Genomic DNA, 25,653 nt, shown 5'->3' with positions numbered 1-25,653 from the left:
GCGCGATGACGGGATCAGTTGGTCACGGCGACAGGCGGCGCGCCGTTGCCGAAAAGCCCGTTCGCGGGCGGTGCCGCCGTGCCGGCGGGCGCGGGGTTGCCAGGACCGCCGGTACAGGTGTCCTCGTCGTCATCGTCGTCGTGCCCGCGGCGGAACCATCTGCCGTCATCATCGTCATCGTCGTCCCCGCTCACACGGATCAGCGGCATGGACAGGTCGTCCGCGCTGAACACGGCGGCACAAACGCCGCTGCACTGGTCCTGCGCATTGCCTTGGGTCTGCATTGCGGCAAGGGCTGGCAGGCCGAGCGCCACGGTCAGGGCTGTCGGGGCGAACAGAAGGGAAAATCGGGATGTCATGCTTCGGTCTCCTTAGATCTGATGCTGCCAAGCTGGGGCCCGGACCTGAGCAGTTCCTGACGCCGCCACGGTTTCTGCTTAAGCTTGGCGTCAGGAAGAAAAAGGCCCCGCCGGGAATGGGCAGGGCCAGTCGGACCACGAGGGACAGGTGGTCGGGGAACAGGGTCAGTCATTTTCCGGTCTTTTGCGTTCATTGCCGTGATCGTCATTCTCGAATTCGAACTCGACGATCTGGAGCGTGCCGGGATGCAGCTTGACCTCGATCGCGCGGCCTTGCGCGTCGCGGCCATCAATCTCGTAGCAGCCGTCGTCGATCCTGATCCGGCGCACGTCCCAGCCTTGTGCGGTGGCAAACCGGGTCACGGCCTCGCGCGGCTGCCAATCGGCCATCGGCACGAAGCAATCATCGTCAGCGAGGGCAGCACCGGCAGGCAGGGTTGCCAGAAACACAAGAATTGTCAGGGTCTTTCGCATGGGCCACACTCCGGGTTACGGCCAGTCTGGATGATGTGATGCACGCCGAAGCTTACGGCAGCCTGAAGACGGCTGATCCAAAGCTTCAGCCTGCTGTCAGGAGAGAGGGGCAGAAGCAAACCAACCGGGGCCTGAAGGGACGGCAGAAGACCATGCGCACATTGCTGATCGAAGACGACATGGTTCTGGGTGCGGCCGTGCGTGACCAGATTGCCGCCGATGGCCATTCGGTAGACTGGGTGCAGCGGCTGGATTCGGCGGGGGATGCGCTGGCCGGGGCAAGCTTTGACCTTGTGTTGCTGGACCTGATGCTGCCCGATGGAAGGGGTATCCCGTTCCTGCGCCGCCTGAGGGCCAAGGGCGATGTGACGCCCGTCATCATCCTGACTGCGCTGGACCAGATCAGCGACCGGATCGAGGGGCTGAATGCGGGCGCCGACGACTATCTGGTGAAACCCTTTGACCTCGCTGAACTTTCCGCCCGCATCGGATCAGTGGCCCGGCGCTATGCGGGCAACCCCAATCCCATCGTCACGCATGGGCCCTTGCAGATTGATCTGGCCGCCCGCAGCATTCACAAGGCAGGCCGCCCCGTGGCCCTGACCGCCCGCGAATGGGCGCTTTTCGAGGCGTTCCTGTCCCGGCCCGGCCAGCTTCTGTCCAAGGCACAGCTTGAGGACAAGCTTTATGCCTTCGGGGCCGAAATCGAAAGCAACACGATCGAAGTGCATGTCAGCCGCCTGCGCAAGAAGCTGGGCGCCGAGGTGATCGAGACGGAACGCGGTCTCGGCTACCGTCTGGGTCGCGCATGAGGGTGCCACGCAGCCTTCAGGGGCGGCTCGGTCTCTGGCTGGGGATTGTGCTGACTTTGCTTTGGGTCGCGGCGGCCAGCGTGACCGCGCTGATTGCGCGGGGCGAGATCGAAGAAGTTTTCGATTCAGCCCTGCAGGAAACCGCGCAGCGCATCCTGCCGCTGGCCGTCGTTGACATCCTCAACCGCGAGGAGGCGGGCATCAGCCAGCGCCTTGCCGCCATTCGCGGGCATGACGAATTTTTCACCTATATCGTGCGGGACGATCAGGGGCGCATCCTGCTGCAATCCCATGCCGCAGACCCGGCCGCGTTTCCGGCATGGGACGGGATCGGGTTCCGCCAGACGGCGACGCATCGGCTGTACAGCGACGAGGCCGTGCAAGGCACGATCCGCATCACCATGGCCGAGCCGCTGGACCATCGTGCCAGCGTTGCCCGCGAAATCCAGATGGGTCTCGGGCTGCCCCTTCTGATCGTGCTGCCGATCGCACTTTTGGCCATCGTGCTGGCCGTTCGTGCGAGCCTTGCGCCTGTGCGCCAGTTCCGTGACCGGCTGTCGGCGCGCGGCGCGCGCGACCTCAGCCCGGTCGCCAGCGCCGATCTTCCGACCGAGATTGCGCCCCTCGCAGAGACGATGAACGGTCTTCTTGGGCGGTTGCAGGCGGCCTTCGAGGCAGAGCGCAGTTTTGCCGCGAACGCCGCACATGAACTGCGCACACCGCTGGCCGGTGCCATTGCACAGGCGCAACGGCTACAGGCCGAGACGCGCGATGCCGATGCCAGGGCGCGCGCGGCCGAGATCGAGGCCACGCTGAAGCGCCTGACACGGCTTTCCGAACGCCTGCTGCAACTGGCGCGCGCCGAGGGGGGCCGCCTGCGCCGTGATGTGGCCGCCGACCTTCGCCCGGTGGCCCGGCTGATCGTAGACGACCTCGCGCGCGTCGCGGGGCCTGGCCGCATCCTGCTGACCATGCCCGAAAGCGCCATCCTGTCGGATCTGGACCCCGACGCCTTCGCGATCCTCCTGCGCAATCTGATCGAGAACGCCCTGCGCTACGGTCAGCCGGGTTCCACGGTCGAGGTATCGCTGCGCACAGACGGAACGCTGGTCGTCGCCAACGACGGCCCGGTTGTGCCGGCTGACGACCTTGTGCGGCTGACGCATAGGTTTGAACGTGTCAGGTCCGACGGCAGGGGCAGCGGTCTTGGGCTCGCTATCGTCGCCACGATTGCCGAAAGGTCAGGCTGTCAACTCGACCTAAGGTCGCCGCGCGAAGGCCGGGACTCGGGGTTTGAGGCAAGACTCTCGCCGACGGGAATACGCGAAATGAACCTATAGGAATGGGTCAGGTTTTTTCTTTCTGGCCGAAAGTCAGCCCTTGATTATTGGCATATCGAACGGGCAGCGCGACGCGTCTGCGTTTCACAGGGTCTGGCAGGGGTTCCCCACTTACGCTCAGTTCGTATCAATCGGCAGCGCGGTCATGGCCTTCGTCCGCTCCATCGAGAACTTCGAGGTCACATTGCGGCACACCAAGCGCCTTGTCAGGTCCAGATAGAAGGCATCGTAAGCGGCCATGTCACCAACCACGACCTTGAGAAGATAATCGACCTCGCCCGCCATTCGGTGGACTTCCACGATTTCCGCATAATCCGCCACAACGGTGGCAAAGGCCGCTCTCCACTCCGGGGTGTGGTCGGCGGCATCAATCTCGACGAAGACGGTGAGGCCGAGGCCGATGGCGGCGGGGTCAACGATGGCGACGCGGCCGGTGATGACCCCGGCCGCCTCAAGCTTTTGCACCCGTTTCCAGCAGGGAGTCTGCGACAGGCCCACCCGCTCGGCCAGTTGCGATACCGGCAGGGTCGCGTCGCGCATCAACTCGTGCAGAATGCGCCGGTCGATCCGGTCGAGGGGAATCGCCTCGCTCATGCCGTGATGAACTCGCGCACGAAGGGCGTTTTCGGTCGGGCGCGGATGTCTTCGGGCTTGCCTACCTGTTCGATGCGGCCCATCGACATGACGACCACCAGATCGGCCAGTTCCATCGCTTCGTCCTGATCGTGGGTCACGAAGATGGTGGTCAGGCCCGTGGTGTCATGGATGTCGCGCAGCCCCTGGCGCAGTTCCTTGCGCACCTTCGCATCCAGCGCGCCGAAGGGTTCGTCGAGAAGCAGCATCCGCGGTTCGATCGCCAGCGCACGGGCAAGCGCCACGCGCTGCCGCTGGCCGCCCGACAACTGGCTGGGGTAGCGCGCGCCGATGTCTGGCAGCTTGATCAGATCGAGAAGCTTGTTCACCCGCCGGGCGATCTCGGCCGCTGCGGGGCGCGACTTGCGAGACCGCGCACGCAGGCCGTAGGCGATATTGTCGAACACAGTCATGTGCCGGAAGAGCGCATAAGACTGAAACACGAAACCCGCACGCCGGTCCTGCACCGTCAGGCCGGTGGCGTCCGTGCCATCGAACAGGACGCGGCCCGTGGAGGGAAATTCCAGCCCTCCCAGTATACGCAGAAGCGTTGTCTTGCCGGAACCGGAGGGCCCCAGCAGCGCGACCAACGTGCCCGAAGGGATGAAGAGCGATACGGGGTGCAGCGCGGCGGTTGCGCCGAACTGCTTGGCGATGTCTTCGATCTCGATATTCATGGCGGTCTCCATCAATGGCGGTGGGATGCGGCCAGCTGGTCGGCGTAGCGCCATTCCAGAGCCGTCTTGAGCGTCAGGGTGACGAAGGCGAGAAGCGCCAGCAGCGCCGCCATCGTGAAGGCCGCGACTGAGAGGTATTCGTTGTAGAACATCTCGATCATCAGCGGCATGGTGGTGGTCTGGCCACGGATCTTGCCCGAGACGACCGCGACCGCGCCGAATTCGCCCATGGCGCGGGCGTTGCACAGCAGCACGCCATACAGCAGCGCCCAGCGGATGTTTGGCAGGGTGACGGTCAGGAAGGTGCGCCAACCGCTCGCGCCGAGGGTCAGCGCGGCCTCCTCCTCGGCGCGGCCCTGTTCCAGCATGACGGGGATCAACTCGCGCGCGACGAAGGGGAAGGTGATGAACAGCGTCGCCAGCACGATCCCCGGCAGGGCGGAGACGATGGGAAAGCCGCTTGCGACCAGCCACGCACCAACCGCCGAGTTCGCGCCGAACATCAGCACGAACAGCAGGCCCGCCACGACCGGCGAAACCGAAAAAGGCAGGTCGATCAAGGTGATCACCCAGGCCTTGCCGCGCCAGTCGAATTTCGTGATTGCCCAGGCCGCTGCAATGCCGAAGGCGGCATTCACCGGCACGACGATGGCCGCCACCATCAGCGTGAGCCGGATCGCCGATTGCGCATCGGATTCCGACAGCGAGGCGATGGCAAAGGCCCAACCTTGCCGCAGCGCCTCATCGAACACCGCGATCAGGGGGGCGAACAGAAGGACCGTCAGCACCACGAGGCAGACGCCGATCAGCACCCGTCTTATGACAGGTGGCTCTGTCGTTGCCGGGCGGAACGCGCGGGGGCGGGAGGGAATGGTCAGGGTATCGGTCATGATGTCTCTCACACTGCGCCCATGCGGCGGCGGCTCCAGATCTGGATAAGGTTGATGGCCAGAAGCAGGGTGAACGAGATCGCCAGCATTGCGATGGCGATGGCGACGGCACCGTCATAGTCGAACTCCTCCAGACGGATGACGATCAGCAGCGGCGCAATCTCGGTCACGTTCGGCAGGTTGCCCGCGATGAAGATGACCGACCCGTATTCCCCCACCGACCGGGCGAGCGCCAACGCAAACCCCGTCAGCGCGGCGGGCGCGAGCATGGGCAGGACCACATGGTTCAGCGTGCGCAGGCGGCTGGCGCCGAGCGTGGCGCTGGCCTCCTCGGTCTCGCGGTCGATTTCCTCGATGACGGGCTGGACGGTCCGCACGACGAAGGGCAGGCCCACAAAGATCAGCGCGATCCAGATGCCCGGTTCGGTGTAGGCCACGCGGACGCCGAATACTTCGCTGATCGGGGTGCCCAGCACCCCGTTCGGGGCATAGATCGCCGTCAGGGCAATGCCTGCCACGGCGGTGGGCAGGGCAAAGGGCAGGTCCACCGCGGCATCGATCAGCCGCTTGCCGGGGAAGCGGTAACGCACCAGCACCCAGGCCAGCAGGACGCCGAAGATCAGGTTGAACAGCGATGCTACAAGCGCCGCACGGAATGACAGTGCCAGCGCCGACCAGACTCGGGGGCGGTTCACCACCGCCCACATCTCGGCCGCACCGAAGCTCGCAAAACCGCGCCACAAGAGCACGGCCATGGGCATCAGCACGATGACGGACAGCATCGTGACCATGATCCCGAAAGACAGGCCCCACCCCGGCATCGGGGTGGGATTGCGCAGGGTGAAGGGGCGCGTGGTCATGTCACTGCGCCTGATAGATCTGGTCGAAGATACCACCGTCACCGAAATGCTCGGGCTGCACCGCAGCCCATCCACCGAAATCGGCGATCGACAACCGCTCGACCTCCGGGAACCGGGCCACGTCTGCCGGATCGGCGGCCGAGGTGTCCCAGGCGCGGTAGTAATGGCGCAATGCCATGGCCTGCGCCTCAGGACTGTAAAGCTGCTCCAGATAGGCCGTCGCCAGCGCGCCGTTCGTATCCGTAAGGTGGCCATCGACCAGCGCCACGGGCGGCTCGGCCAGCACGGAAACCGAGGGCACCACAATGTCGAACTGGTCTTCGCCCAGTTCGGCCAGCGCCAGATAAGCTTCGTTTTCCCATGCCAGCAGCACGTCGCCGATGCCGCGCTGCGCGAAGGTCGTCGTCGATCCGCGTGCGCCAGTGTCCAGCACGGGCACGTTGCGATAAAGCGCGCCGACGAACGCGCGCGGGTCCAGCCCGTTGCGTTCTGCATAGCCCCAGGCGGCAAGGTAGTTCCACCGCGCGCCGCCCGATGTCTTGGGGTTCGGGGTGATTACCTCTACCCCTTCGGCGGTCAGGTCATCCCAGTCCTTGATGCCTTTCGGGTTCCCTTCGCGCACCAGAAACACGATGGTCGAGGTATAGGGCGAGGCGTTGTGGGGCAGCCGCGCCTGCCAATCCTCGGGGATCAGGTCAGAGCGCGCCGCGATCTGGTCGATGTCAGAGGCCAGCGCGAGCGTGACCACCTGTGCCTCCAGCCCGTCGATCACGGCCCGCGCCTGTGCGCCCGATCCACCATGCGAAGTCTGGATCGTCGGCACCGGGTTGCCCTGCGCCACCCACCAGTCGGTGAACCAGGCGTTGTATTCGCGGTAGAATTCGCGGGTCGGGTCGTAGCTGACATTCAGCAGCGTGTCGGCCTGCGCATGAGGGGTGCCCAGGGTCAGCCCGCCGAGCCCGATCAACGCCGCCGCAATCACGGCCTTCCAGCCACGCGCGGTCTTGCGCGGCAGGGGATGCCCCGCAATCTTGTGGCCCCCGGCTTCGATCAGCAGGCGGCCATCGGGCAGCCGTTCGATCAACGGCCCCTGAGCCAGGACATGGGACGAGACGAAAACGGTATGGATCACGGCAAGGCCTCCTGTTCGTGTCAGAGGCGCATGGCCTCCATGACCATAATCACGACAGAGTTGGTAGATAAAAGCAACGAAATAATCACGTCAAAGTTTGTCGTGAAAAGAGGGGATCATTCTCCGCTCCCCGGCTCGGGCAGGGAAAACCGGACTCAGACGCCCGACAGGCGGGCGGCTTCGGTAGGGTTGACCGATTCGGCCGGGTCACCTTCCCGGCGATGCGGTTGCGACCGCGCCAAAGCCTGGCGACGGGTCACCACCTGTTACGTCCGGTGCCCGGAGCAGTCTTCTTAGCGATCCCGCTCGCACCGCCTGACGCGAGAGATCAGAGCAGAAGCCACAGATCACTCATGGCCACATTTTCGAGACGCACGACCATTGTGAGTTCGCTCGCGCTGGCCCCGTCGCTTGCAGAGACTTCATCCCATCGAAACAGGCTGCTGCCCGTGTTGTCCTGTGCCAGAACCCAGGCCGTCGCATTTGCAGATGTCCATATCGTTCCGCTGTTGTTCAATGCGTCGGAAACAACCGCCGCATCGCTTGCGTCGCTCAGATCGCCTGACAGTTGATACAATTCCTGCGCCGTCACGGTTTTGGCCGCGCCAACCGTCGTTAGCGACAACCCAAGGGCGGAAAGATCCACCCTGTCGTTTTGAAGCGCCGAGTAGTCAGTGATAACGTGATGATGCCCTGACGAGGCAAAGACGAATGTATCGCTTCCGGCGCCGCCTGTCAGGATGTCTCTGCCGCCAGTTGCGACAAGAACATCATTCCCGGACCCGCCGAACAGATTGTCAGAGGCTGTGCTACCGGACAAAGTGTCGTTGCCGGCAAGCCCCGTCAGCGTGAAACCCGATGTGCCCGTCGCAAGCGTCATGTCGATCGTTCCGCCGCTGGCGCGCGTGGAAATGGCACATGTGCCATCGTTCACCGTGGCCGAAGTTGCGACAAATGCCGTGATCTCGACCGCCGCCGCTATGGCGCCGGATGCCACCTGCACCGTGTCGCCTGTTGTCAGATCGGCTATGCCGGCCACCGCGTCGCTCACGGACAGAACGAAGGAATCGCTGCCGCTGCCACCCAGCAGGGTATCAGTGCCGCCATCCGCGATCAGCGTGTCATTGCCCGTGCCGCCGAACAGCCGGTCATCGCCCGCGCCACCAGCAAGGCTGTCATCACCTGTATCACCGAGCAGCGCGTCATTGCCCGCCCCGCCATACAGCCGGTCGGCATCGTCGCCGCCATAAAGCAGGTCGGCCTCTGTGCCGCCCTCCAGACGGTCGTTTCCGGCGTAACCACGCAACGTGTCGTTGCCCGTGCCGCCATAAAGCGTGTCATCGCCTTCGCCGCCGTCCATGCTATTGGCCAGCCCATTGCCCGTGCCGGTCAGCCCGCCGTTGCCCAGATAGACCAGATCCTCGACATTGGCGGCCAGCGTCAGGGTTTGCAGCGTGGTGCGCACCTCGTCGCGTCCGGAGTCCAGCGCCTCCAGAATGATGTCGTCGGCATCGTTGATGAGGTAGGTGTCATTGCCCTCGCCGCCATCCAGCGTATCCGTTCCCGCCCCGCCATCCAGCGTGTCATCGCCCTTGCCGCCATAAAGCAGGTCGTCGTCCGCATCGCCCGCAAGCCTGTCACGACCATCTTCGCCCTGAAGCGTGTCATCGCCCGCGCCGCCCGACAGCAGGTTGTCGCGGCGCGAGCCGATGATCAGGTTGTCCAGCGCGTTTCCGGTGCCGTCGATCAGCTTTGCGCCGGTGAGTTCCAGCTCTTCCAGATTGTCACCCAGCACCCAGCTGATTTCGCTCAGAACCCTGTCTTTGCCGCCGTCCGCCGCCTCGATCACCTGATCCAAGACGGAATCGACGATGAACACATCGTCACCGCCTCCCCCGACCAGCGTATCGTCTGCGCCATTTCCGTCCAGCGTGTCAGCGCCTTGCCCGCCTTCGATCCGGTTGGCCGCGCTGGTGCCGGTGAGGCTGTCGTTGCCAAGCCCGCCGATCAGCGTTTCGAACCCGTTGATGCGGTCGCGGCCATCGACGCCGGTGCTTTGCGCCGCGCTGCGCGACAGGTTGACGGTGACATTGCCCGCGCTCTGCGCATAGGTCAGTGTATCGTTGCCTTTGCCGCCGATCAGCGTGTCATTCCCGGTGCCACCCACCACGGTATCGTCGCCGTCACCGCCATCAATGCTGTCATTGCCATCGCCGCCCAGCAGGTAGTCATTGCCCCCCATGCCGCGCAGCGTATCCTTGCCTGCGCCGCCGTTGGTGCGGTCATCGACGGCTGTGCCGGTAAACAGGTCGGCGCCGGGGCCAAGCAGCGTGGCGTCGTCATTGGCGATCACCACCGTGATCCGGTTCTGCGTCAGCAGAAGACGGGGGTCTGCGGCGTTGAGGTTGAGCGTAAAGCTCTCCTCCTCTTCCGGCTGGCTGTCGGGCAAGAGCCACAGGGTGATCGTCGCGCTGGTCTCGCCGATTTCGAAGGTGATGGTGCCGGCGGGCAGATCGGTCAGGGCAACGCCCCCTGCTGTTGCAAAATCGCCTGCCGTCAGCCCGGCTGATCCGGAGGTCACGTTCCAGCTCAGACTTTCCGTGGCAGTTGCCGCCGTTTCAAGTGTCAGATGCACCACCACGCTTGTCGGGGCGCCATCGGTGCCTTCGACCACGCGGAGCGCGGTCTTGTCCGGCACCGTCAGCAGCGGGCGGCGATTGACGGAAGGCGCGTCAGAGAAGCTGAAATTCTCGACCTCGCCGACGTGGGTCATGCCATTCGGCCCCAGCACGGTGAAAAGACCATCGCCATAGGCAAAGCTCGCCTGTGCCAGTGCGAAGTCGAACACCACGGTATCGGTGCCAGCGCCGCCCATCACGGTGCTGTTGCCCGCGCCTGCGATCAGCCGGTCGTCACCGTCGCCGCCATAGAGCAGATCGTTGCCGCCGCCCGCATCCAGCGTATCGTCGCCGTTGCCGCCGGACAGGCTGTCGTTGCCGGAGCCACCGCTCAGGCTGTCATCGCCGGCACCGCTGTCGATGCTGTCATCGCCCGCCAGCCCGCTGATCGTGTCACTGCCCGCGAAGCCCAGCACCCGGTCGTTCCCTGTCGTGCCGGTGAAGTTGTCGGCGCCATCGGTCAGGCGGGTCGCGCGGAACTCGTCGGCACCAAACAGCGTGCCCGCGAAGGAGAACCGCTCCACCTCGGTCACCTGGTCCGTGCCTTCCGACGTGGTCACCACAAAGCTGTCGGCCGTAGCGTTCCAGCTCACACAGCCTTCCACATACCCATCGGCGAACACCGCTACGTCGAAGCCCGCGCCTCCTGCGAGACTGTCGTTGCCCGCGCCGCCGGTCAGCGTATCGTTGCCGCCTCCACCGTAAAGGCTGTCGGCCCCGAGGCCGCCCGCCAGACTGTCGGCACCAGCCCCACCGTCAAGGCTGTTGCCCTCCGCATCGCCCGTCAGTGTATCGCCACCGTCGCCGCCGATCAGGTGTTCGATGCCGCGCAGCGTGTCATTGCCACTGGCGGTGCCCACAACCACAGTGGCCGCAGACAGATCCACCCGCACGCCTGCGGTTTCACCGGCAAAGGACGCTGTGTCGGCGCCATCCCCGCCATCCACCAGATCGCTGCCCGCGCCGATGACCAGCAGATCGTCCCCATCGCCACCATAAAGCTTGTCCAGGCCGCCGCCGCCATAAAGGCTGTCGTTGCCCTCAAGCCCTGACAGCACATTCGCCGATCCGTTGCCGGTAATCGTATTGTCCAGCGTGTTTCCGGTGCCCTTCAATGACCGGATGCCCAGAAGCTCCAGATTCTCGACCTCGGAAATCAGCGTGAGGCTGGTCGAGCTGAGAATGGTGTCGCGGCCCTGATCGGGCAGTTCGAACACCACCTCGCTGGCCGCGCGGATACGGTAGACATCGTCGCCCAGACCGCCCATCAGCGTGTTGTCGCCTGCCGCACCATCCAGCGAGTCATTGCCGGCACCGCCCTCCAGCCTTTCGTTGCCGCGCCCGCCGGTCAAACGGTCATTGCCAGCACCGCCGATCAACACCTCGATCCCGCTGAGGATGTCCCGCCCCGCGCCGGTTTCCTGCGCCTTGCTGATGCCCAGGTCGATGGTCAGATCAGCCGAAATATCGGCATAAGTCGCGGTATCGGTGCCGCTGCCGCCGGTGATCGTGTCATTGCCCTCGCCACCCCAGAGCGTGTCGTCGCCGTTGCCACCTTCCAGCAGATCGTTGCCGTCGTTGCCCACCAGCAGGTTTGCCCCGGCATCGCCGCGCAGATGGTCGTCAGCGGTGCTGCCGATGATCCCTTCGATTCCGATCAGCACATCGCGGCCCTGATCGCTTTGCGCCTGGGCGCTGCGCCGGCTCAGCGAAATCCAGACGCCGGTTTCCGACTCGGCATAGCTCACCAGATCGAAGCCGTCGCCGCCATCCAGCGTATCGTTACCTGCGCCGCCTGCCAGCAGGTCGTCGCCTGCGCCGCCCTGAACCAGATCGTAGCCCGCCCCCCCCATCAGCGCATCTGCTCCGGCATCTCCGTGCAAGGTGTCATTGCCCGCAAGACCGTCAATGGAATCGTCGGCCGACGTGCCGTTGAACAGGTTGGCCGCTGCGGTCAGCGGCAGCAAAGCTGGAAAGCGGAACCGGTGATCGAGGGTCATGGCGTTGTCCTTTCATAGGGTTCAGCAAAGGGGGGGGCGTCAGCGCGATTGGGCGACCAAACGCATCAGACCGGCGTTCACAGCCCCCAGAACGGTGGTTACGGTGTCGCCACCGGCCAGACCGCGCGCTGTCAGTTGCATTTCAACCGCGCCCGTGATGTCCTGCGCGGCGCTGGCCATGTTCAGCATGGCCACCGGCACATCGGCCGAGCCACCCAGTTGGGTCATGCGGAAACTGCTGGCGCGGCTGCTTTCCGCGATGGCCCGGTCCAGCGCCTGATTGGCTCCGACACTGATCCCCGCCATGGCCAGATCAACCTGTGCGCCATAGCCTGAGGCAGCATCAACTCCCACCGCGAGACTGGAGACAATCTCTCCTGTATTCACGGCTCCCAGCACCGTGGTCTCCACCCGGCCCATGACGCCGCCCAGCCTGATCTCCGGGGCGATGACGTAGATTGCCGCCATTTCCGACGGCACGATGCCGCTAAGCACCTCATGCACCGAACCGTCGATCCGCGTCATCATCAGTTCGCGCGCGAAGGCAAGCTCCTGGGCGTCCTGCGCTTCCTCAAACAGCGAAAGCTGTCCGGCCGGCGGCAGGGCGTAAAGCGCGCTTCCCGGCGGATACAGCCCGGCGGACAGCCCGCTGGTCATTGCCGCCTGCATCTCGGGGGTGACGGTGACGCCGCTTCTGTCGGCCTGCGCAAGCACCGGGCTTCCGTCATTGGCATAACCGACGATCACCCGGTCGCCCGCGCGCAGGGTGCGGGGGGTGTCGATCGTGGTGCCGATGGTTTCAGCCATGTTGACGAAAAGTCCCGACAGCGGTGACGGACCCATCGCGCTGACCAGACCCAGAACGCGGTCCAGCGTGGTGGCCTGCCCGCCCTGTGCCGCCGTAAGGGCCAGTGCGGTTCCGATGCTAAGCCGCCAGAACCGAGACCTCATTGTGCCACGCCTTCACTGTCCTGCGTTATCTTCAAGGTAATCCCGCCGCTGTTGATGGTGCCGATGGAACTGGTGGCTTGCTGGACGACCGTGGCGCCGCTGTTCGCGATGTTTTCGGTGCGCAGGCTGATGGAGCCGATCACAGTGGTCGTGGCCACGGCCAGATTGCCCAGAAGCACGGCATATCCACCCGGCTGCGCTGCGCCGGTCGCGGCCGCTGTGCCCGCCTGCCCGATATCCTCAGGCACTGCGACCGGGGCTATGGGCAGGATCTTTGCAACCTCGATTGTGCCGGTATTGGACGATGCAATGGTCTGCGTGTCGATCTCGCGCCAGACCAGATCGGCGGTTGTGCTTGCCGCCGTGTTATAGCCAATCGCCGCAGGCAGCATCAGATCGCCCGATACCAGCGTGGTGGAGCCGTCGATCCTGTTCAGAATGCTGGGGTCCGTCGCCGGATTCACGACTTCGGCGATGTTCATCATCACATCGGTCTGTCCCGCCACGGGCGCATCGGCGGCGATGTCCGCCAGCACGCGCTCCAGAATGCTCCCGGCGCTGGCTGGGGTGCAAAATGCAACAAGGGCCAGTGCCGGAAAACACCGCCCCCATTGCAGTTCCTGTTGCAGCTTCTGTGGCATCGTCTTTATCCACCTGCGACTCTGGCCGAGGTGCTCCTGCAAGGAATGAAACCTCAGTTCATGCCGGTGATCCCGGACTGCGTGCCCGTGACCGCGGCATTGATGCCCGAGATGATGGTGCCGGTGTTGACGGCGCCCAGAACGGTGGTGGCCACGTTGCCGATGGAGCCGTTGAGCGAAGCGAACGAGTTGTTCACCGAACCGATGACGTCGGTCGCGTTCGAGGCCACGTTCAGCACCAGCGCGGTCTGGTCGGTCACGCCGCCCAACTGCGCGATCGACGAGGAAACCGCCGACGAGGTGCCCGAGATGGCTTCCGAGACGTCCTGATTCACGCCCAGCGTCATGTCGCCGGTGTTGACCGCGCCCAGAACGGTGGTCGAAAGATCGCCGATATCGATCTGCACGTCGCTGTGGGCGAGGACATCGGCGCCCACAGCGGCTGTCGCGGATGTGATGCCGGTCATGGCGTTCGAGATCGAGCCGTCTATGGCACTGACCAGCGTCCTCGGGCTGGTCTCACTGCCTTCGGTATAGCTGTAGGTCGCGGCCTGCCAGGTGGTGAAATCCGACAACAGGGCGTCGGCGGCAAGGGCGGCGGCTGCCGCGACGCCCTGCGCGGCCTGCGCCTCTGCAAGCGTGTAGTAGCCATGATATTCGTCAGTGGCCGGACGTATCCAGAAACGATACAGGGTGAAGGACATCCATGGGTCGAAGGGATCCTCGTAAGAATACGAGTCGATGTAATGCGCGGTGTTGTAGTCCGAAACGAATGTCGCCTGCGCCGCGTTGAACGCATCCTGCATCTGCTGGTCGGTGATGCTGGCGCCGTCACCATCGGTCCAGCCGCCCTCGGTCATGGTGCCGGGGACCGTCGGGCCGCTGATGTTCCCTGCGATATTGGCGAAGATGCCGGTCACCGGCAACATCCCGTCGTCCGTGATGGCGCCCAGCACACGCTCTAGCACCGATTGCGCCGAGGCCGCACCCGCCTGACCAAGTGTCAGAATGACCGAGATTGCTGCTAGAGCTTTCATGGATACGCCTTGAGATGCCAAACAGGCCTTTAATGCGTGATCTCCGCCGGCAAAACCGGCGGAGAACGGGGATCAGATGATCAGTTGGTGCCGATGATGCCCGACTGCACACCCGTGACCGCGGCATTGATGCCCGAGGTGATGGTGCCGGTGTTGACCGCGCCCAGAACGGTGGTCGCCACATTGCCGATGGAGCCGTTGAGCGAGGTGAACGAGTTGTTCACCGAACCGATCACGTCGGTTGCGTTCGAGGCGACGTTCAGCACCAGCGCGGTCTGGTCGGTCACACCGCCCAGCTGGTTGATCGAGGCCGAAACCGCCGACGAGGTGCCCGAGATCGCCTCGGACACATCCTGGTTCACGCCCAGGGTGATGTCGCCGGTGTTGACCGCACCCAGAACGGTGGTCGACAGATCGCCGATATCTACCTGCACTTCGCTGAACGCCAGCACGTCGGTGCCAACCGATGCGGTCGCATCCTGAATGCCGGTCATCGTGTTGGTAATCGAACCGTCGATGTTGTTCAGGATCTGTGCCGGACCGTCGATGACCTTCGCCGTATAGGTGCTGTAGGTAGTCGTAGGCGTCGTGGTGACATAAGTGCCATCAGCTTTGAGGTAGACAGCCGCAGTGGTTGCGGCAAAGCCGGCAGCCGCTGCAGTTGTCATAGCGTCGTATTGAGCCTTCGTGACATACTCGCCAGTCGTCGAATTGTAATACAGCGATCCGGTCGCGAAGGTTTCGTAGGCCTCTGAGGCCTTGAGGGCCTCATAGTCGGCCGCCGAAATCACGGAGCCATCAGTTTTAGTGTACACCGTAGAAGTCGTCGGCTGAAGCACCGCGATGTTTTCGGCGATGTTGGCGAAGGTGCCGGTTACCGGCAGCATGTTGGTGTTGTCGACGTTGATGCTGCTAAGCACACGCTCCAGAACCGACTGGGCCGAGGCGGCGCCGGACATGGCGATCACTGCAAGAGCCGTGGTGGCGAGGAGTTTTTTCATCTCTGGTTTTCCTGTTTGTCCTGCCTCCCTCCCTCTGGGAGGCGTTGATTTCCGGGTTTTGAGGGCCGGCTGTCTTCCGTTCCGGGCTGTCGGGCCTGGAACAGAACTCGGGTCGGGGGCGCGCGGGCGCGTCATGGCTTGGCACCTCCCAGTTGTTTGTCATCGGCTTTCGCCGGGTCGGGCGAGGTTTCCTGCGGCGCGGGGGCCAGCACCGGAGCCGGGTTGGCATCTTTCGTTGCCGCACCCTCGGCCGCCTTGGCCTTTCGCTTTTCGATCAGCTTCTGTGCCGCTTCGGTGGCATTGATCGCCTGTTCCACCACCGTCGCCGCCGCATCGCCTTCGGGGCCGGTAAGCCCGGCAGTGGCGCCGGCGCGCAGCGCCTGAATCGCCAGTGTCATGTAGCGCACGGCCTCGGACGCTGCGGCCTCGCCCTCTTCGATCGTCTTGGCGTTCAGCACCCCATCGGCCGAGGAAATTGCCCGTGCCGCATAAGAAGTCGCCGAATTGGCAAGCTTGCGCGCCTCGTCGGACAGCGGGGGTGCGGGCCGGGCCGCAGTGGCCTTCGGGGCCCCCGCCCCGGCCGGCGCGCCCGGCGCCTGGGCCCCCGCCCCCGGTGCCGGCGCACTACCACCGGCGACCGAGGCGGCCAGCGCCTCTTCCGCCTGCTGCTGCTGTTGCGCCGCGATCCTCGCCGAGGCGATCACGCCTTTCATCGCCCGCGCCTTGCTGCCCCGCACGCCGTTCGGCACCGCCGAGAAGGTGCTGATCTTCTGCCCGCACTCTGTCACCTGCGATGTGGGCAGCACCTGCGCCAGAAGGTCGAAGGTCGCGTAGCTCAGCATCTGGCGCAGCGTGAAATGCAGTGCCTCGCGCTCCATCCCACCGGCTTCCGCCGAAACCAGCGTGTCACCGAAGAAGCGCCCGACCGAAAAGCCCATCTCTTCAGCGAAAAGCTGCTTTTGCAGCGGCACATTGGCGATGATTTCGCCCGTGCTGGCCGATGTCAGGGCGAGATCCAGCCCCACGAGGATACGGTTCTGCCGATAACGCGGGCCGATGCCCGCGATTTCGACCTCGGCCCCGCCACCGGGGATGTAGTCAAGACTGTTGATGGAGCCCGAAATGAACAGATCCGCCGCGCGCTGGGTCTTGACGTTGCGGATGCCCCAGTTGTTCTCGGCCAAGATGATATTGGGATCGCGGCGGTTCACGACACTCAGCCCGGCGCGGAAGAGAGCCGATTGCACCATGTCGCCCGCGCCCTGGGTTACCAGTTTGCCGGTGCCGCCATCGGCGTATTGTTCTTTGCCGGTATTGTCGGCGATCTGACCGACAGCAAAGGTCACCACCTCCGGCACTGCGCCGTTCAGGCAGGCCAGTGCATCGTCGAATTCGGTAGTGATGTCCGTGATTGGCGGCCCCTTGACCAAAGGCGCATCCACACCTGACGGCGTGCGCGAACCGGCAGGCGCCTGAAGGCATCCCGCAAGACACGTCGAAAGCAGCAGGGCGAGGAGGGGGTTGCGCGACACCGGCCGATCCAGTCACTGGCAGATCGGATCGACAGCGGCCGTCGCGGCAGAGGTGGAAACCTCGCTTGCGGCGCTTGCCGACCCGTCAGTCGTGGCCCAGGCGGTGCCGCCCGTTGTGGTATTGACCTCACGGATGGAGCCATCGACACACCCGTTGGTGCGCGCAGCATTGACCGCGTCGATCACGTTGCCGCTGCCGTGCACCTCTATCGTGTTGCTGCCGGTGTTCAACGAGCCAACCGAATAGGTCTGCTGGCCAATCTGGTCGCCGATCTGCTGATCGCCGGTCACATCGCCCGTGGCATTGGTTTCGATGTAGCCGGAGCGATTGTCGTAATAATTGGTCGTGTTGTAGACCGAGGTCGGGTCTGCCCCTTGTTCGGCTGAGCGCACGACCTGCGCCTGTTGCAGGCGCAGGCTGCGATCAGTTGCAGAGGAAAACCCGTAGGACGACGACCACGACTGACCCGAGCTGGCATAGTTCTGGGCCAGCGCGGAAGAGCCCGCGCCGCAGGCGAGGGCCAGAGCCACGAGGGGGAGGATCGCAACGCTGCGCATGGATCAGCCGGACACCGAAGCCGAGGTCGAACCGCCTGAAGCGCCCGCCGAGGCCGAACCGCCGCCGCCCGTGGCCGAAGACGAGCTGCTGCCCTCTGACGCGCCTGCGGCCGCAGCGCCATCATTCTTGCCACCGCCAGCGGCCGAAGACGAACTGCTGCCGCCCGACGCCGAGCTGGCGGCGCTGCCGCCCTGCGCGCCGGTTGCCGAGGCACTGGTCGAGCCATTGGACGCGGAGGCCGAGGCGCTGCCGCTGCCGCCGTGATGCGACCCCCCATTGTGGGACCCGCCCCCGTTGTTGGAGCCACCGCCATTGTTGGTGCCGTCGTTGGGGTTGCTTCCGCCGCCGCCACCCGATGTGGCCGCCGCTTCGACTTGATTGAGCGGCGCCGCTGCAACTGCCGGGCAGGGAACGAGATAGGGATCCCATTTGTCCTGCGAGATAACATAACCCGGAGGCGCCTGCACGCAATAGACCGGAGTCACGTCATAGCTGCTGTGCCGCGACACAGGCGCGGTGCAACCGGAGATGGCCAGCGCGCTGACCGCCGCGCCTATTGCTGAAACCCGATAGGAATACATCTACTATCCTGAATTTGCGTTATTTTCCACGGCTAACCGCTTCTGAAACATAAAACGCATCGACTTTGATCAACAGGCTATCAAAGGGATGGGTGTATTGATCATTTGGGATAGGTTCTGGGGGAGCCAACTGGATTTTGCGCAAATTCATGGCGCGAAATCAAAACGGAAAAACCGCCAAAGCGGCGGATCAATAAAGACGGGCGATTTTCAATTTCTGCTGCGCCATAGGCGGACAGAAAACGCCAGCGCTGCAAACAGAAGGTTTCCGCTGATCGCGTAAACAAGTAGCGAAGCCAAGGCAGTTCCCCCCATCCAGAAGAAATGGGTGAGCGCGAAAACAAGGGCGAGAGGGACGGCCATGAAAAGACTGACCCACATGCCGGCTTCTTCGTTGTCAGGCATGATTCATCCCACGTTTCCGCCATAGGGCGTTGTTTTGTCTGGCTTCTGCGGCAGCTTCCTCAATTGCCGCAAACGAACAGGGCAGCTTCAATGAGGCATCCGCGAACGGCAGGCGTTCTGCCGAGAAGTCATGACCCGAAAAATCGCGCGACATCAGAACGACAACCAGATCAGTTCTCCGCCGACGGAGTTCAAGAATGCGGTCGGCTGCGAAAGCGATACCACCCATTGCATCCAGATCAATAAAAAGCAGACTTCCTTCGTGCAATTTATTGATCTCTGACAACGGGTCCGCTTTGCGGTGGCGTTTCGCCATGATGCCCTGTTCGGTCAGCCATCCCATAAGCGTTCCAGCCTGTCCGGGGCCGACGCCAAAGATATGGATTGGCCAGGCCAAGAGGCTCTGTTTGGGCTGGTGCACATGTGACATACCCGTTGAACCCGGCCGCGACATGAATGCTGACCAAGCCGAGCGGACTGTGGAAGCCGCGAAATTCAGGCCTGAATATCTTGCGTTATTTGTCGTCATGCCGGGACGTGCTCCATGCTCCCTTCGACTCATATCTTTACTGAATCGCGCAGCGCCAATTGTCGAAAGGCGGGACAGAACTATCTTTAGGTATCACTCTACGCCTAAAGGCTTGAACGATGCCTCCCATGGTGAAAGACCCGTTTCGGGAGGGTCGAAGATGCCTGCCACATCGAGCAGAGGAGCAGGTTTCCAGAAATGAGGCCGTCCAGACGTCAGGGAAAGAACTTGAAGTGGGGGCACCGCCTGATGTTGCCGGGGCTGATTGCCGTATTGTTGCTGCCTGCGATGGTGGCCGCAGCGGGTTTCGGGCTGCTCGCGCTGCGGGCCGAACGCACTTCCGCTGACACGGCGATCCGCCAGACCGCGCTTTTGGGGGCTGTTGCCGTCGAGGGTGGCCTGCCCTTGCCCGGCCGCGTCACACTGCCCGAAGGCGCCAGCCTGCGACAGGCGTTCCACACCGCGGTCGGTGGCCTTGCAGAAGAAGGTGGATGGTTTGCGATGATCGGGCCTGACCTTGAGATCATCGTTGAAAACGTCCCCGATGTATCGCCACGACGGCCGGAACTGCCGCTCTGGCTGCGCGATGGGCTGCTTTCGGGCAGTTTGTCCGGTTCGGGAACCTGGGCGGTTGGGGCTGGCATCGGCCCTGTTCGCACACAGGCTGTATTGTTGCGCGAGTCGCCCCGGCTCTGGCTGCTTTACGTCCGCCCTGATCGTCCTGCGCCGCTCCTGCGCACCAGGCATGGTTTTGCTTTGGGGGTCGTCCTGATCTTATTGGGTGTGCAGTTTGCCGTGCTGATGCCAGTGCTGCGCCAATACGCGGCGCGGCTTGCGTCGGATTTGTCGGACCAGCGCCGGCCTTCTGGCTTCGATACCATGCTGGAAGCGGACATGCGGCGCCACGACCTGCGCAACGGGCTTTGGGCGGTCCAGGCGATGGTCGGCGAAGCGACGCGTGAAAAGACCGTTTCGGGCGATGTTCAGGCGACGTTGCGGGCCGCCAATCTGGCGCTGGGGCAATTGAACGCCCTGCTGGATGACGCTCTGCCTGCCTTGGAAGTGGTGGAGCTTCGGTCGTTCCTTACGCAGCTGGCCGCGGTGAACCGCCTGCGGTGCGACGCGCACGGGAATGATCTGAAACTGTCGCTGGGTTCCTGCCCTGTATGGGTCACGACACATCCCACCGCCCTGTTCCGGATCCTGATGAACCTGATGGACAATGCGGCAAAGTTCACGAAAGAAGGCGAGATCACGCTGACGCTCATGGCCACCCCGGCCAAGGCCAGGCGGCGGCAGGTCACCATTGTAATTTCCGACACCGGGCCCGGCATCCCGCCTATGGATCAGGGGGCGGTCTTTGCGCCGCACCAGCGCAGCGCATCGTCCAATCCTGCCGGCGTTGCGGGGCAAGGGCTGGGTCTTGCCGTGGTCGGACAGCTCGTCCGGTTTCTGGGCGGGCGGATCGCCATGGTAAGCGAACCCGGTGCTGGCACGACATTCCGCCTGTCGTTGACGATGGAGGAAGCCGTTCCGCCCGACTCAGGGCAAGATCTGCTGCGGAACCGGCGCATCTGGGTGGTCGATGACAGCGAACCAATCCGCGATCTGATAGAACAGCAATTGCGGGAGATGGGCGCGGTGACGCAGAGTTTCCACAGGGCTGACGCGCTTCTGGCGGCGCTTTCACGAATTCCCGCTGGTGAATGGCCCGCAGTGGTCCTGACAGACTTGCGGATGCCTGATTTCGACCCCGCCACTTTTGTATCTGACCTGCGCGAAAAAACAGGTGGCCGATCTTCCGGCGGCCCGCTTGTCGTCGCCCATTCCGCGCATCTGGATGAAAATCTGCTCAGCGTCTGCCGAAATTCCGGCTATGATGCAGCCCTGCAAAAAGGCGTGCATCTGGCCAGAAAAATCAGCGAGCTGCTTGGCCCGGAGCCTTCCCTGTTCGGGCGCCGGAACCTGGTTGCTCACAGCAGGCATCCGCGCAGACGTGACAGATAAATCCGGCATTCGCCGATCCCCGCAGCCACAACTTCCGGGTCGGCTTCTTCGGCGGCGAATTCCAGCCTGCAAAGGCCCTGATGCATCCTTGTGGCGCCGATGATAGCTGCCATTCCGGCGCATCGGTGGGCCTGTGCCCCAAAATCGCGCCATTCTGCGGCGGTGCGGTTCGCCGGGATGTCCGTAGACAACAGCGCACCGCAATCGTCCAGAAACTCCACGATGATCTGATCGACCTGCGGGGAGCCGATCACCTCGCGGAGAAGGGCGAGTGTCTCCTGCACGGTGTCTGTCTCTGGCTGCGGCGGTTCAGGCAGGGGCGTCCATTGGCTATCGCCATTCAGAAGGGCCGTCAGCGTCTCGATACTGACCGGCTTCATCAAAACGGGGGCCATACCGCTTTCCGCCAGTCGGGTTATGTCGCGGGAATGCACATTGGCTGTCACGCCGACGATGCGGGCCTCCCTTGACAGGCCATGGCCGCGGATGCGGGCGGTGGCCGCGATCCCGTCAAGACCCGGCATGTTGATGTCCATCAGGATCAGATCGTAACGCCAGTTCCCCGACATCACTACAGCTTCCTGCCCTGAACCTGCCTCGTCGGCAATGTGGCCAATGCTGGTTACCATGCGGGCGACCATGTTGCAGTTGACGGGATTGTCATCCACAACCAGCACCCGCAGACGGGCGCTTGCCCCATCTTCCGCAGGATCGAGCGACGGCGCCGGAAATTCGATCCAGAAAGCGCTACCCTCTCCGAGGATGCTGGCCAGACCCAGAGAGCCGTTCAACTGGCGAACCGCATCGCGGACGACCGAAAGGCCCAGACCAAGACCGCTGCCATCTTCCAGCGGGTCGCCGAAATGGATGAAGTCATCGAAAATGCGGGCTTGTTCGTGATCCGATATGCCGACGCCTTCGTCTTCAACTTCAAGACGCAGCCAGCCGGGGTTTTCCGCGATCAGGCGGACCTCTATTCGTCCTGTATGGCTGAAGCGTATGGCGTTGTTCAGCAGGTGGCGCAGCGCCCGCCGGAAGGCTGCTGCGGAACCCATTACACGCAGACCGGCAGGAACCGACGGGTTCAGCACAAGTTCAAGGCCGCGGGCGCTGGCCAGCAGGCGCATGCGGTCGCAAAGCTCGGTCATTTCACGCACTGGTGCAAATCCGCTGACCAATGTTGCAGATGACAGCGGTGTCGGCAGGGCAGCGCCGATCACATGGTCGATCTGGTCAAGCGCCGTCTCGACTTCGGCCTCGGCTATTCGCACGGCCTCGTCGGTTGCCCCTCGCGCCGGATCCCGCATGAGCGCCAGTGCGGCGGCGATTACCTGCAATGGCGTGCGCAATTCATGGCTGAGGGTCGAAAAGATCCGGGCCTTGTCTCTTGCCTCCGCCGCAGCATTGCCCCGTTCCCTCCGCAGGCGACGACGCTCAGCAAGGGTCTGGGTTATGTCACGAATGAAACCAATATGTACCAGATCGCCATCAATGCCCTTTTCGTCAACGACAGAGAACTCCACCGGCAGGACGGACCCATCGGAACGCCGTGCGAACCCCTGCATAAGCCCAAGGCCGCTGACACGGCGCAAAAGGCTCCTGCTTGCTTGTGCGCCGCCACCGACCCGGTGACGCGAAAACAGGTCTGAAACATGCTGACCGATGGCCGTGTTTCGGTCATAGGCAAACATGCGTTCAATCGCAGGGTTGATTTCCAGTATTCTGCCGTCGTCGTCGCAGACCACGATACCGTCAATCGACGCATGGGCCAGCTTGCGGAGCATGCTTCCCACCTGTGCCATTTTCTCGGCCTGACGCAGGGCATCGCGCTCGGCAAGAAGGAGAAGCGCGATCATCAATCCGAGGATGCCGATCACGATCACGTTCATAAATATGAACTTCTCGATGAGGCCATCATGGGCCAAGCGCTCGTCACGGGCGTGTTCGTTCTCGATCATCAGGACATCGACGGCCAAGTTCCGTATGTCGCTGGTTGCGGCCCGCGCTGTCATCAGAAGTTTTAATACTTCATCGTGGTCAAGTGTTTGTGCGGAATCGATGCGTCTTGCCAATTCCTCCAGATTGGTTGTGATCGCGGAAAGCTGCTTTTTCAGCGCCGTGCTGTCTTCGACATGGCCGCTGACGGTGCGATCAATATAAGAACGCACCACATCGATGCGGCTGTAATAGACCTCGAAAACCCTGCGCAAATCCGTCAGGGGGGCGTCATTTTTCTGTGGCTCGATCAGCAGGGATGAAAGACTGATCAAGAGATTCTTGTGATCAACCTCCAGCTGCCCCACTATCCATGTTCCGTTATCAAGTTGTTGGAAACGGAATTGCTGGCTTCCTCTCAGTATGAGAAGGGTCTGTAATGCCAGCAGTATGAAGCATGGCAGAATTACGACAAAGAATATGAGCACCCATCTTCGTCTGAGCTTTTTGCTGCTCTCTGATAAACTTGCACTGATTAAACTCATGAAAGCGTCTCAGCGACTAACGTGCAATTCGACCAGTTGCCAGATGCTTTGCGAATAAGCCACTTCCGTCTGGAAGCGGATATTTGAGTCGAAAGGATAGATTATCCAAAGTGGCCCGCGCTCGCGCAGGCCATAGAGTTGGCCATCAATGCGAGTTGCAATGATGGGAACATCGGATTCGATCGCGCCGGGCTTGAAGTCTACTCGATAATCATTGGCGGCAACCGCAATGACGCTGCTTTCGTCCGTCATCCCGACAAGCGCCAAGGTGTCGTGCAGGCTCGGTCCTGAATACAGTTTGGGGCCACTGGTCCAGAGCGTGCCTGTCGTGAAGCTATGTTGTGGCAGCGCGTCCAAATCGGCCATGGTCAATTGGCGTTCTTCACCCGAGGGCCCGACCAGACGCAGAAGGACGCCCTGATCTGCCGGGTCCCCGGTCGTGGCAGCGTGCAGGTCCGCTGCGACCTGGGTGAAGACCAAGGTTGCGAGGCACAGACCGATAAATTTGAGCTTTGACAACCACATAACCAATGCTTCTCCTACGATGTGATCGCTTGACAACTACGCTGGACCGGCAAGACATCAAGATTTCTTGGGATACCAAAGCTTGCCATATACAAATGGTCCGGACAAACTATCTTTAGATAGTTGTCCCCATTTGGGGCGATGCAGGGTTGTCGGCACTACCCTGTGCGCTGTAGTGCGTAGGGCCGAAGCCTTATATAGAATAGTGAAGATCACTATAGTGGAAATCCACAAATGGTAACAATGCAAGCCACGGATGTGATCAAGATTTTGATCGCCGACGACCACAGGCTGATGAGTGACGCAGTTGGTGCGACGCTTCAGGCGGGGGGCGAGTTCGTGGTCGCCAAAGTGGATAGCCGGGAGGCCGTGGAGGAGGCGCTTGTAACGCCTGGCGGCTTTGATATCGTGATGCTGGATGTGCTGATGCCTGGAATGATCGGCCTTGAGTCGGTGATTGATATCATCAAGGCTGAAACCAAGACGGCCGTTGTCATTTTTTCGGGGAGTGTAAGACCCGACTTTGTAGTGTCCGCTATCCAGAATGGTGCTCGGGGGTTCATTCCGAAGACACTTCCATTGCAATCGCTTGCTGCCGCGTTGCGCCTGGTGCGCTCGGGGCAGATTTTCTTGCCGTCAGACATATTAATCGGATTTGGCGAAGGCGCCGCCAAGGATCTGGATGCCAAGCGTAACCCTGCGGCGCTTACGCCGCGGGAGCTGAGAATTCTGACCTTGGTTGCGGCAGGCAAAACCAATAAAATCATTGCTTGGGAAATGGGCCTTAGCGAAGTGACTGTAAAAATGCACTTGCGATCTATATTCACAAAGCTCGGCGCGCATAACCGTACCCACGCTGTAATAATTGCTCAATCTAAGGACATAATCTAGCCCGAGATTGAGAGCATTTCTATTTGCCTCTCACGCGCAAAAAAAACGCAGGGAATATGAATTCCCTGCGCAGTTGGGCGGGTTCTACCCTTTGCGATAAATACTGCATAGGGTAGCGCAGTTTGTCCAGGACGGACAAATGGAAAGGTGCGATAACAAACCTGGCCGAAGCCTGAGTATGTTATCGCGTGAAACCAGACCCAAAGAAGGCGACATCAGCCTGCGCGACTTTAACCTTGAGATTCTCCCCCAGAACCACAAGTCACACGCGCAATTCCGAGCCACACACTTCCATGGTCATGATTCCATTGCAGACTTATAACCAGATATGGCGGCCTTGGCTCACATTCTTAAGGGTGGGTAAATCTATCAATAGAGAACCGCCCGTAAGCGCGGCGCCGATCAACGAGGGGGGGGGGGGGGGGGGGGGGGGTGGGGGGGGGGGGGGGGGGGCGGCGGCCAAAATCTCGGAAGGCTGGCTCGGTTTGGTTTTCGGGTGAAGCGCAACCTTCCTACGCCCCCCCCCCCCCTTGCTTTGGCGTGGCGCATCCCAAAGCAGAACACCTGCGCCTTTTCCCCGCAGTCCTCGGCCTCCGCAGCGCGACCGCCGATCTTATGGCCCCACGCCCTGCTTCCTCCCTATCTGGAAGTATTTTTTT

The 25,653-nt window shown here is 62.6% G+C and carries 23 protein-coding genes; 5 read left to right on the top strand and 18 right to left on the bottom strand.

Features of this window, described 5'->3' with window-relative positions; genetic code table 11:
- Positions 1-14 precede the first annotated feature (14 nt).
- Entirely contained in the window at positions 15-359 is a 345-nt protein-coding gene (locus D2N39_RS20695; RefSeq protein WP_119136680.1) for a hypothetical protein, read from the bottom strand.
- Between the two features lie 165 nt (positions 360-524).
- The gene (locus D2N39_RS20690) at positions 525-833 is read right to left on the bottom strand and encodes a PepSY domain-containing protein (RefSeq protein ID WP_119136679.1); all 309 of its coding nucleotides are present in this window, start codon (positions 831-833) and stop codon (positions 525-527) included.
- Positions 834-985: 152 nt separating this feature from the next.
- Here D2N39_RS20690 and D2N39_RS20685 point away from each other — a divergent pair, with 152 nt between their 5' ends.
- Positions 986-1,645 (top strand): response regulator transcription factor, encoded by a 660-nt coding sequence (locus D2N39_RS20685; protein ID WP_119136678.1) that lies wholly within the window; start codon positions 986-988, stop codon positions 1,643-1,645.
- On the top strand, positions 1,642-2,985 hold the full coding sequence (locus D2N39_RS20680; RefSeq protein ID WP_119136677.1) for an ATP-binding protein: 1,344 nt from the start codon (positions 1,642-1,644) through the stop codon (positions 2,983-2,985). The genes D2N39_RS20685 and D2N39_RS20680 overlap by 4 nt, the downstream gene beginning before the upstream one ends.
- A 117-nt stretch (positions 2,986-3,102) precedes the next feature.
- On the opposite strand, the gene D2N39_RS20675 is transcribed toward D2N39_RS20680, so the two are convergent.
- The 12 genes from D2N39_RS20675 to D2N39_RS20620 all read right to left on the bottom strand — a co-directional run bounded on the left by D2N39_RS20675 (position 3,103) and on the right by D2N39_RS20620 (position 17,575).
- Entirely contained in the window at positions 3,103-3,579 is a 477-nt protein-coding gene (locus tag D2N39_RS20675) for an Lrp/AsnC family transcriptional regulator (RefSeq protein WP_119136676.1), read from the bottom strand.
- Positions 3,576-4,295, bottom strand: coding sequence for a sulfate/molybdate ABC transporter ATP-binding protein (locus D2N39_RS20670; protein ID WP_199725329.1), 720 nt, complete (start codon positions 4,293-4,295; stop codon positions 3,576-3,578). Before D2N39_RS20670 ends, D2N39_RS20675 begins: the two co-directional genes overlap by 4 nt.
- 11 nt (positions 4,296-4,306) lie before the next feature.
- Complete coding sequence (cysW, locus tag D2N39_RS20665) at positions 4,307-5,185, bottom strand: sulfate ABC transporter permease subunit CysW (RefSeq protein WP_119136674.1); 879 nt, start codon at positions 5,183-5,185, stop codon at positions 4,307-4,309.
- 8 nt (positions 5,186-5,193) lie between these two features.
- Positions 5,194-6,045 (bottom strand): sulfate ABC transporter permease subunit CysT, encoded by an 852-nt coding sequence (gene cysT, locus D2N39_RS20660; protein WP_119136673.1) that lies wholly within the window; start codon positions 6,043-6,045, stop codon positions 5,194-5,196.
- A gap of 1 nt (position 6,046) precedes the next feature.
- The gene (locus D2N39_RS20655; RefSeq protein ID WP_119136672.1) at positions 6,047-7,177 is read right to left on the bottom strand and encodes a sulfate ABC transporter substrate-binding protein; all 1,131 of its coding nucleotides are present in this window, start codon (positions 7,175-7,177) and stop codon (positions 6,047-6,049) included.
- A gap of 328 nt (positions 7,178-7,505) precedes the next feature.
- On the bottom strand, positions 7,506-11,855 hold the full coding sequence (locus D2N39_RS23460) for a beta strand repeat-containing protein (RefSeq protein ID WP_119136671.1): 4,350 nt from the start codon (positions 11,853-11,855) through the stop codon (positions 7,506-7,508).
- Positions 11,856-11,894: 39 nt separating this feature from the next.
- Positions 11,895-12,806, bottom strand: a complete 912-nt coding sequence (locus tag D2N39_RS20645; protein WP_119136670.1) for a hypothetical protein — start codon at positions 12,804-12,806, stop codon at positions 11,895-11,897.
- Positions 12,803-13,447, bottom strand: a complete 645-nt coding sequence (locus D2N39_RS20640) for a hypothetical protein (RefSeq protein ID WP_119136669.1) — start codon at positions 13,445-13,447, stop codon at positions 12,803-12,805. Before D2N39_RS20640 ends, D2N39_RS20645 begins: the two co-directional genes overlap by 4 nt.
- 53 nt (positions 13,448-13,500) lie before the next feature.
- Entirely contained in the window at positions 13,501-14,484 is a 984-nt protein-coding gene (locus D2N39_RS20635) for a hypothetical protein (RefSeq protein WP_119136668.1), read from the bottom strand.
- 80 nt (positions 14,485-14,564) lie between these two features.
- Positions 14,565-15,485, bottom strand: a complete 921-nt coding sequence (locus D2N39_RS20630; RefSeq protein WP_119136667.1) for a hypothetical protein — start codon at positions 15,483-15,485, stop codon at positions 14,565-14,567.
- A gap of 131 nt (positions 15,486-15,616) precedes the next feature.
- Entirely contained in the window at positions 15,617-17,017 is a 1,401-nt protein-coding gene (locus tag D2N39_RS20625) for a CsgG/HfaB family protein (RefSeq protein WP_119136666.1), read from the bottom strand.
- 12 nt (positions 17,018-17,029) lie between these two features.
- On the bottom strand, positions 17,030-17,575 hold the full coding sequence (locus D2N39_RS20620; RefSeq protein ID WP_119136665.1) for a hypothetical protein: 546 nt from the start codon (positions 17,573-17,575) through the stop codon (positions 17,030-17,032).
- Here D2N39_RS20620 and D2N39_RS20615 point away from each other — a divergent pair.
- Positions 17,574-17,840, top strand: a complete 267-nt coding sequence (locus D2N39_RS20615; RefSeq protein ID WP_119136664.1) for a hypothetical protein — start codon at positions 17,574-17,576, stop codon at positions 17,838-17,840. The genes D2N39_RS20620 and D2N39_RS20615 overlap by 2 nt on opposite strands.
- 527 nt (positions 17,841-18,367) lie before the next feature.
- Here D2N39_RS20615 and D2N39_RS20610 read toward each other — a convergent pair.
- Entirely contained in the window at positions 18,368-18,562 is a 195-nt protein-coding gene (locus tag D2N39_RS20610) for a hypothetical protein (RefSeq protein ID WP_119136663.1), read from the bottom strand.
- Positions 18,555-18,959: a hypothetical protein gene (locus tag D2N39_RS20605; RefSeq protein ID WP_147373530.1), complete on the bottom strand. Its 405-nt coding sequence runs from the start codon at positions 18,957-18,959 to the stop codon at positions 18,555-18,557. The genes D2N39_RS20610 and D2N39_RS20605 overlap by 8 nt, the downstream gene beginning before the upstream one ends.
- A 537-nt stretch (positions 18,960-19,496) precedes the next feature.
- Here D2N39_RS20605 and D2N39_RS20600 point away from each other — a divergent pair.
- A complete protein-coding gene (locus tag D2N39_RS20600; RefSeq protein WP_158589892.1) occupies positions 19,497-21,098 on the top strand; it encodes an ATP-binding response regulator in 1,602 nt (533 codons plus the stop codon).
- Here D2N39_RS20600 and D2N39_RS20595 read toward each other — a convergent pair.
- Both D2N39_RS20595 and D2N39_RS20590 read right to left on the bottom strand, forming a co-directional pair.
- A complete protein-coding gene (locus D2N39_RS20595) occupies positions 21,065-23,578 on the bottom strand; it encodes a response regulator (protein ID WP_119136660.1) in 2,514 nt (837 codons plus the stop codon). The genes D2N39_RS20600 and D2N39_RS20595 overlap by 34 nt on opposite strands.
- Positions 23,579-23,587: 9 nt before the next feature.
- Complete coding sequence (locus tag D2N39_RS20590; protein ID WP_147373528.1) at positions 23,588-24,109, bottom strand: oxidoreductase; 522 nt, start codon at positions 24,107-24,109, stop codon at positions 23,588-23,590.
- Between the two features lie 228 nt (positions 24,110-24,337).
- On the opposite strand from D2N39_RS20590, the gene D2N39_RS20585 reads away from it, so the two are divergent.
- Positions 24,338-24,994 carry a LuxR C-terminal-related transcriptional regulator gene (locus D2N39_RS20585; protein ID WP_119136658.1) on the top strand — a complete coding sequence of 219 codons (657 nt, stop codon included), beginning with the start codon at positions 24,338-24,340 and terminating at the stop codon, positions 24,992-24,994.
- Positions 24,995-25,653: the final 659 nt, after the last annotated feature.

Source organism: Gemmobacter lutimaris (assembly GCF_003570715.1).
GTDB classification, from domain to species: Bacteria; Pseudomonadota; Alphaproteobacteria; order Rhodobacterales; family Rhodobacteraceae; genus Gemmobacter; species Gemmobacter lutimaris.
Note: the sequence above shows the minus strand (reverse complement) of the source record. Positions and strands in the feature narration are given on the sequence as shown.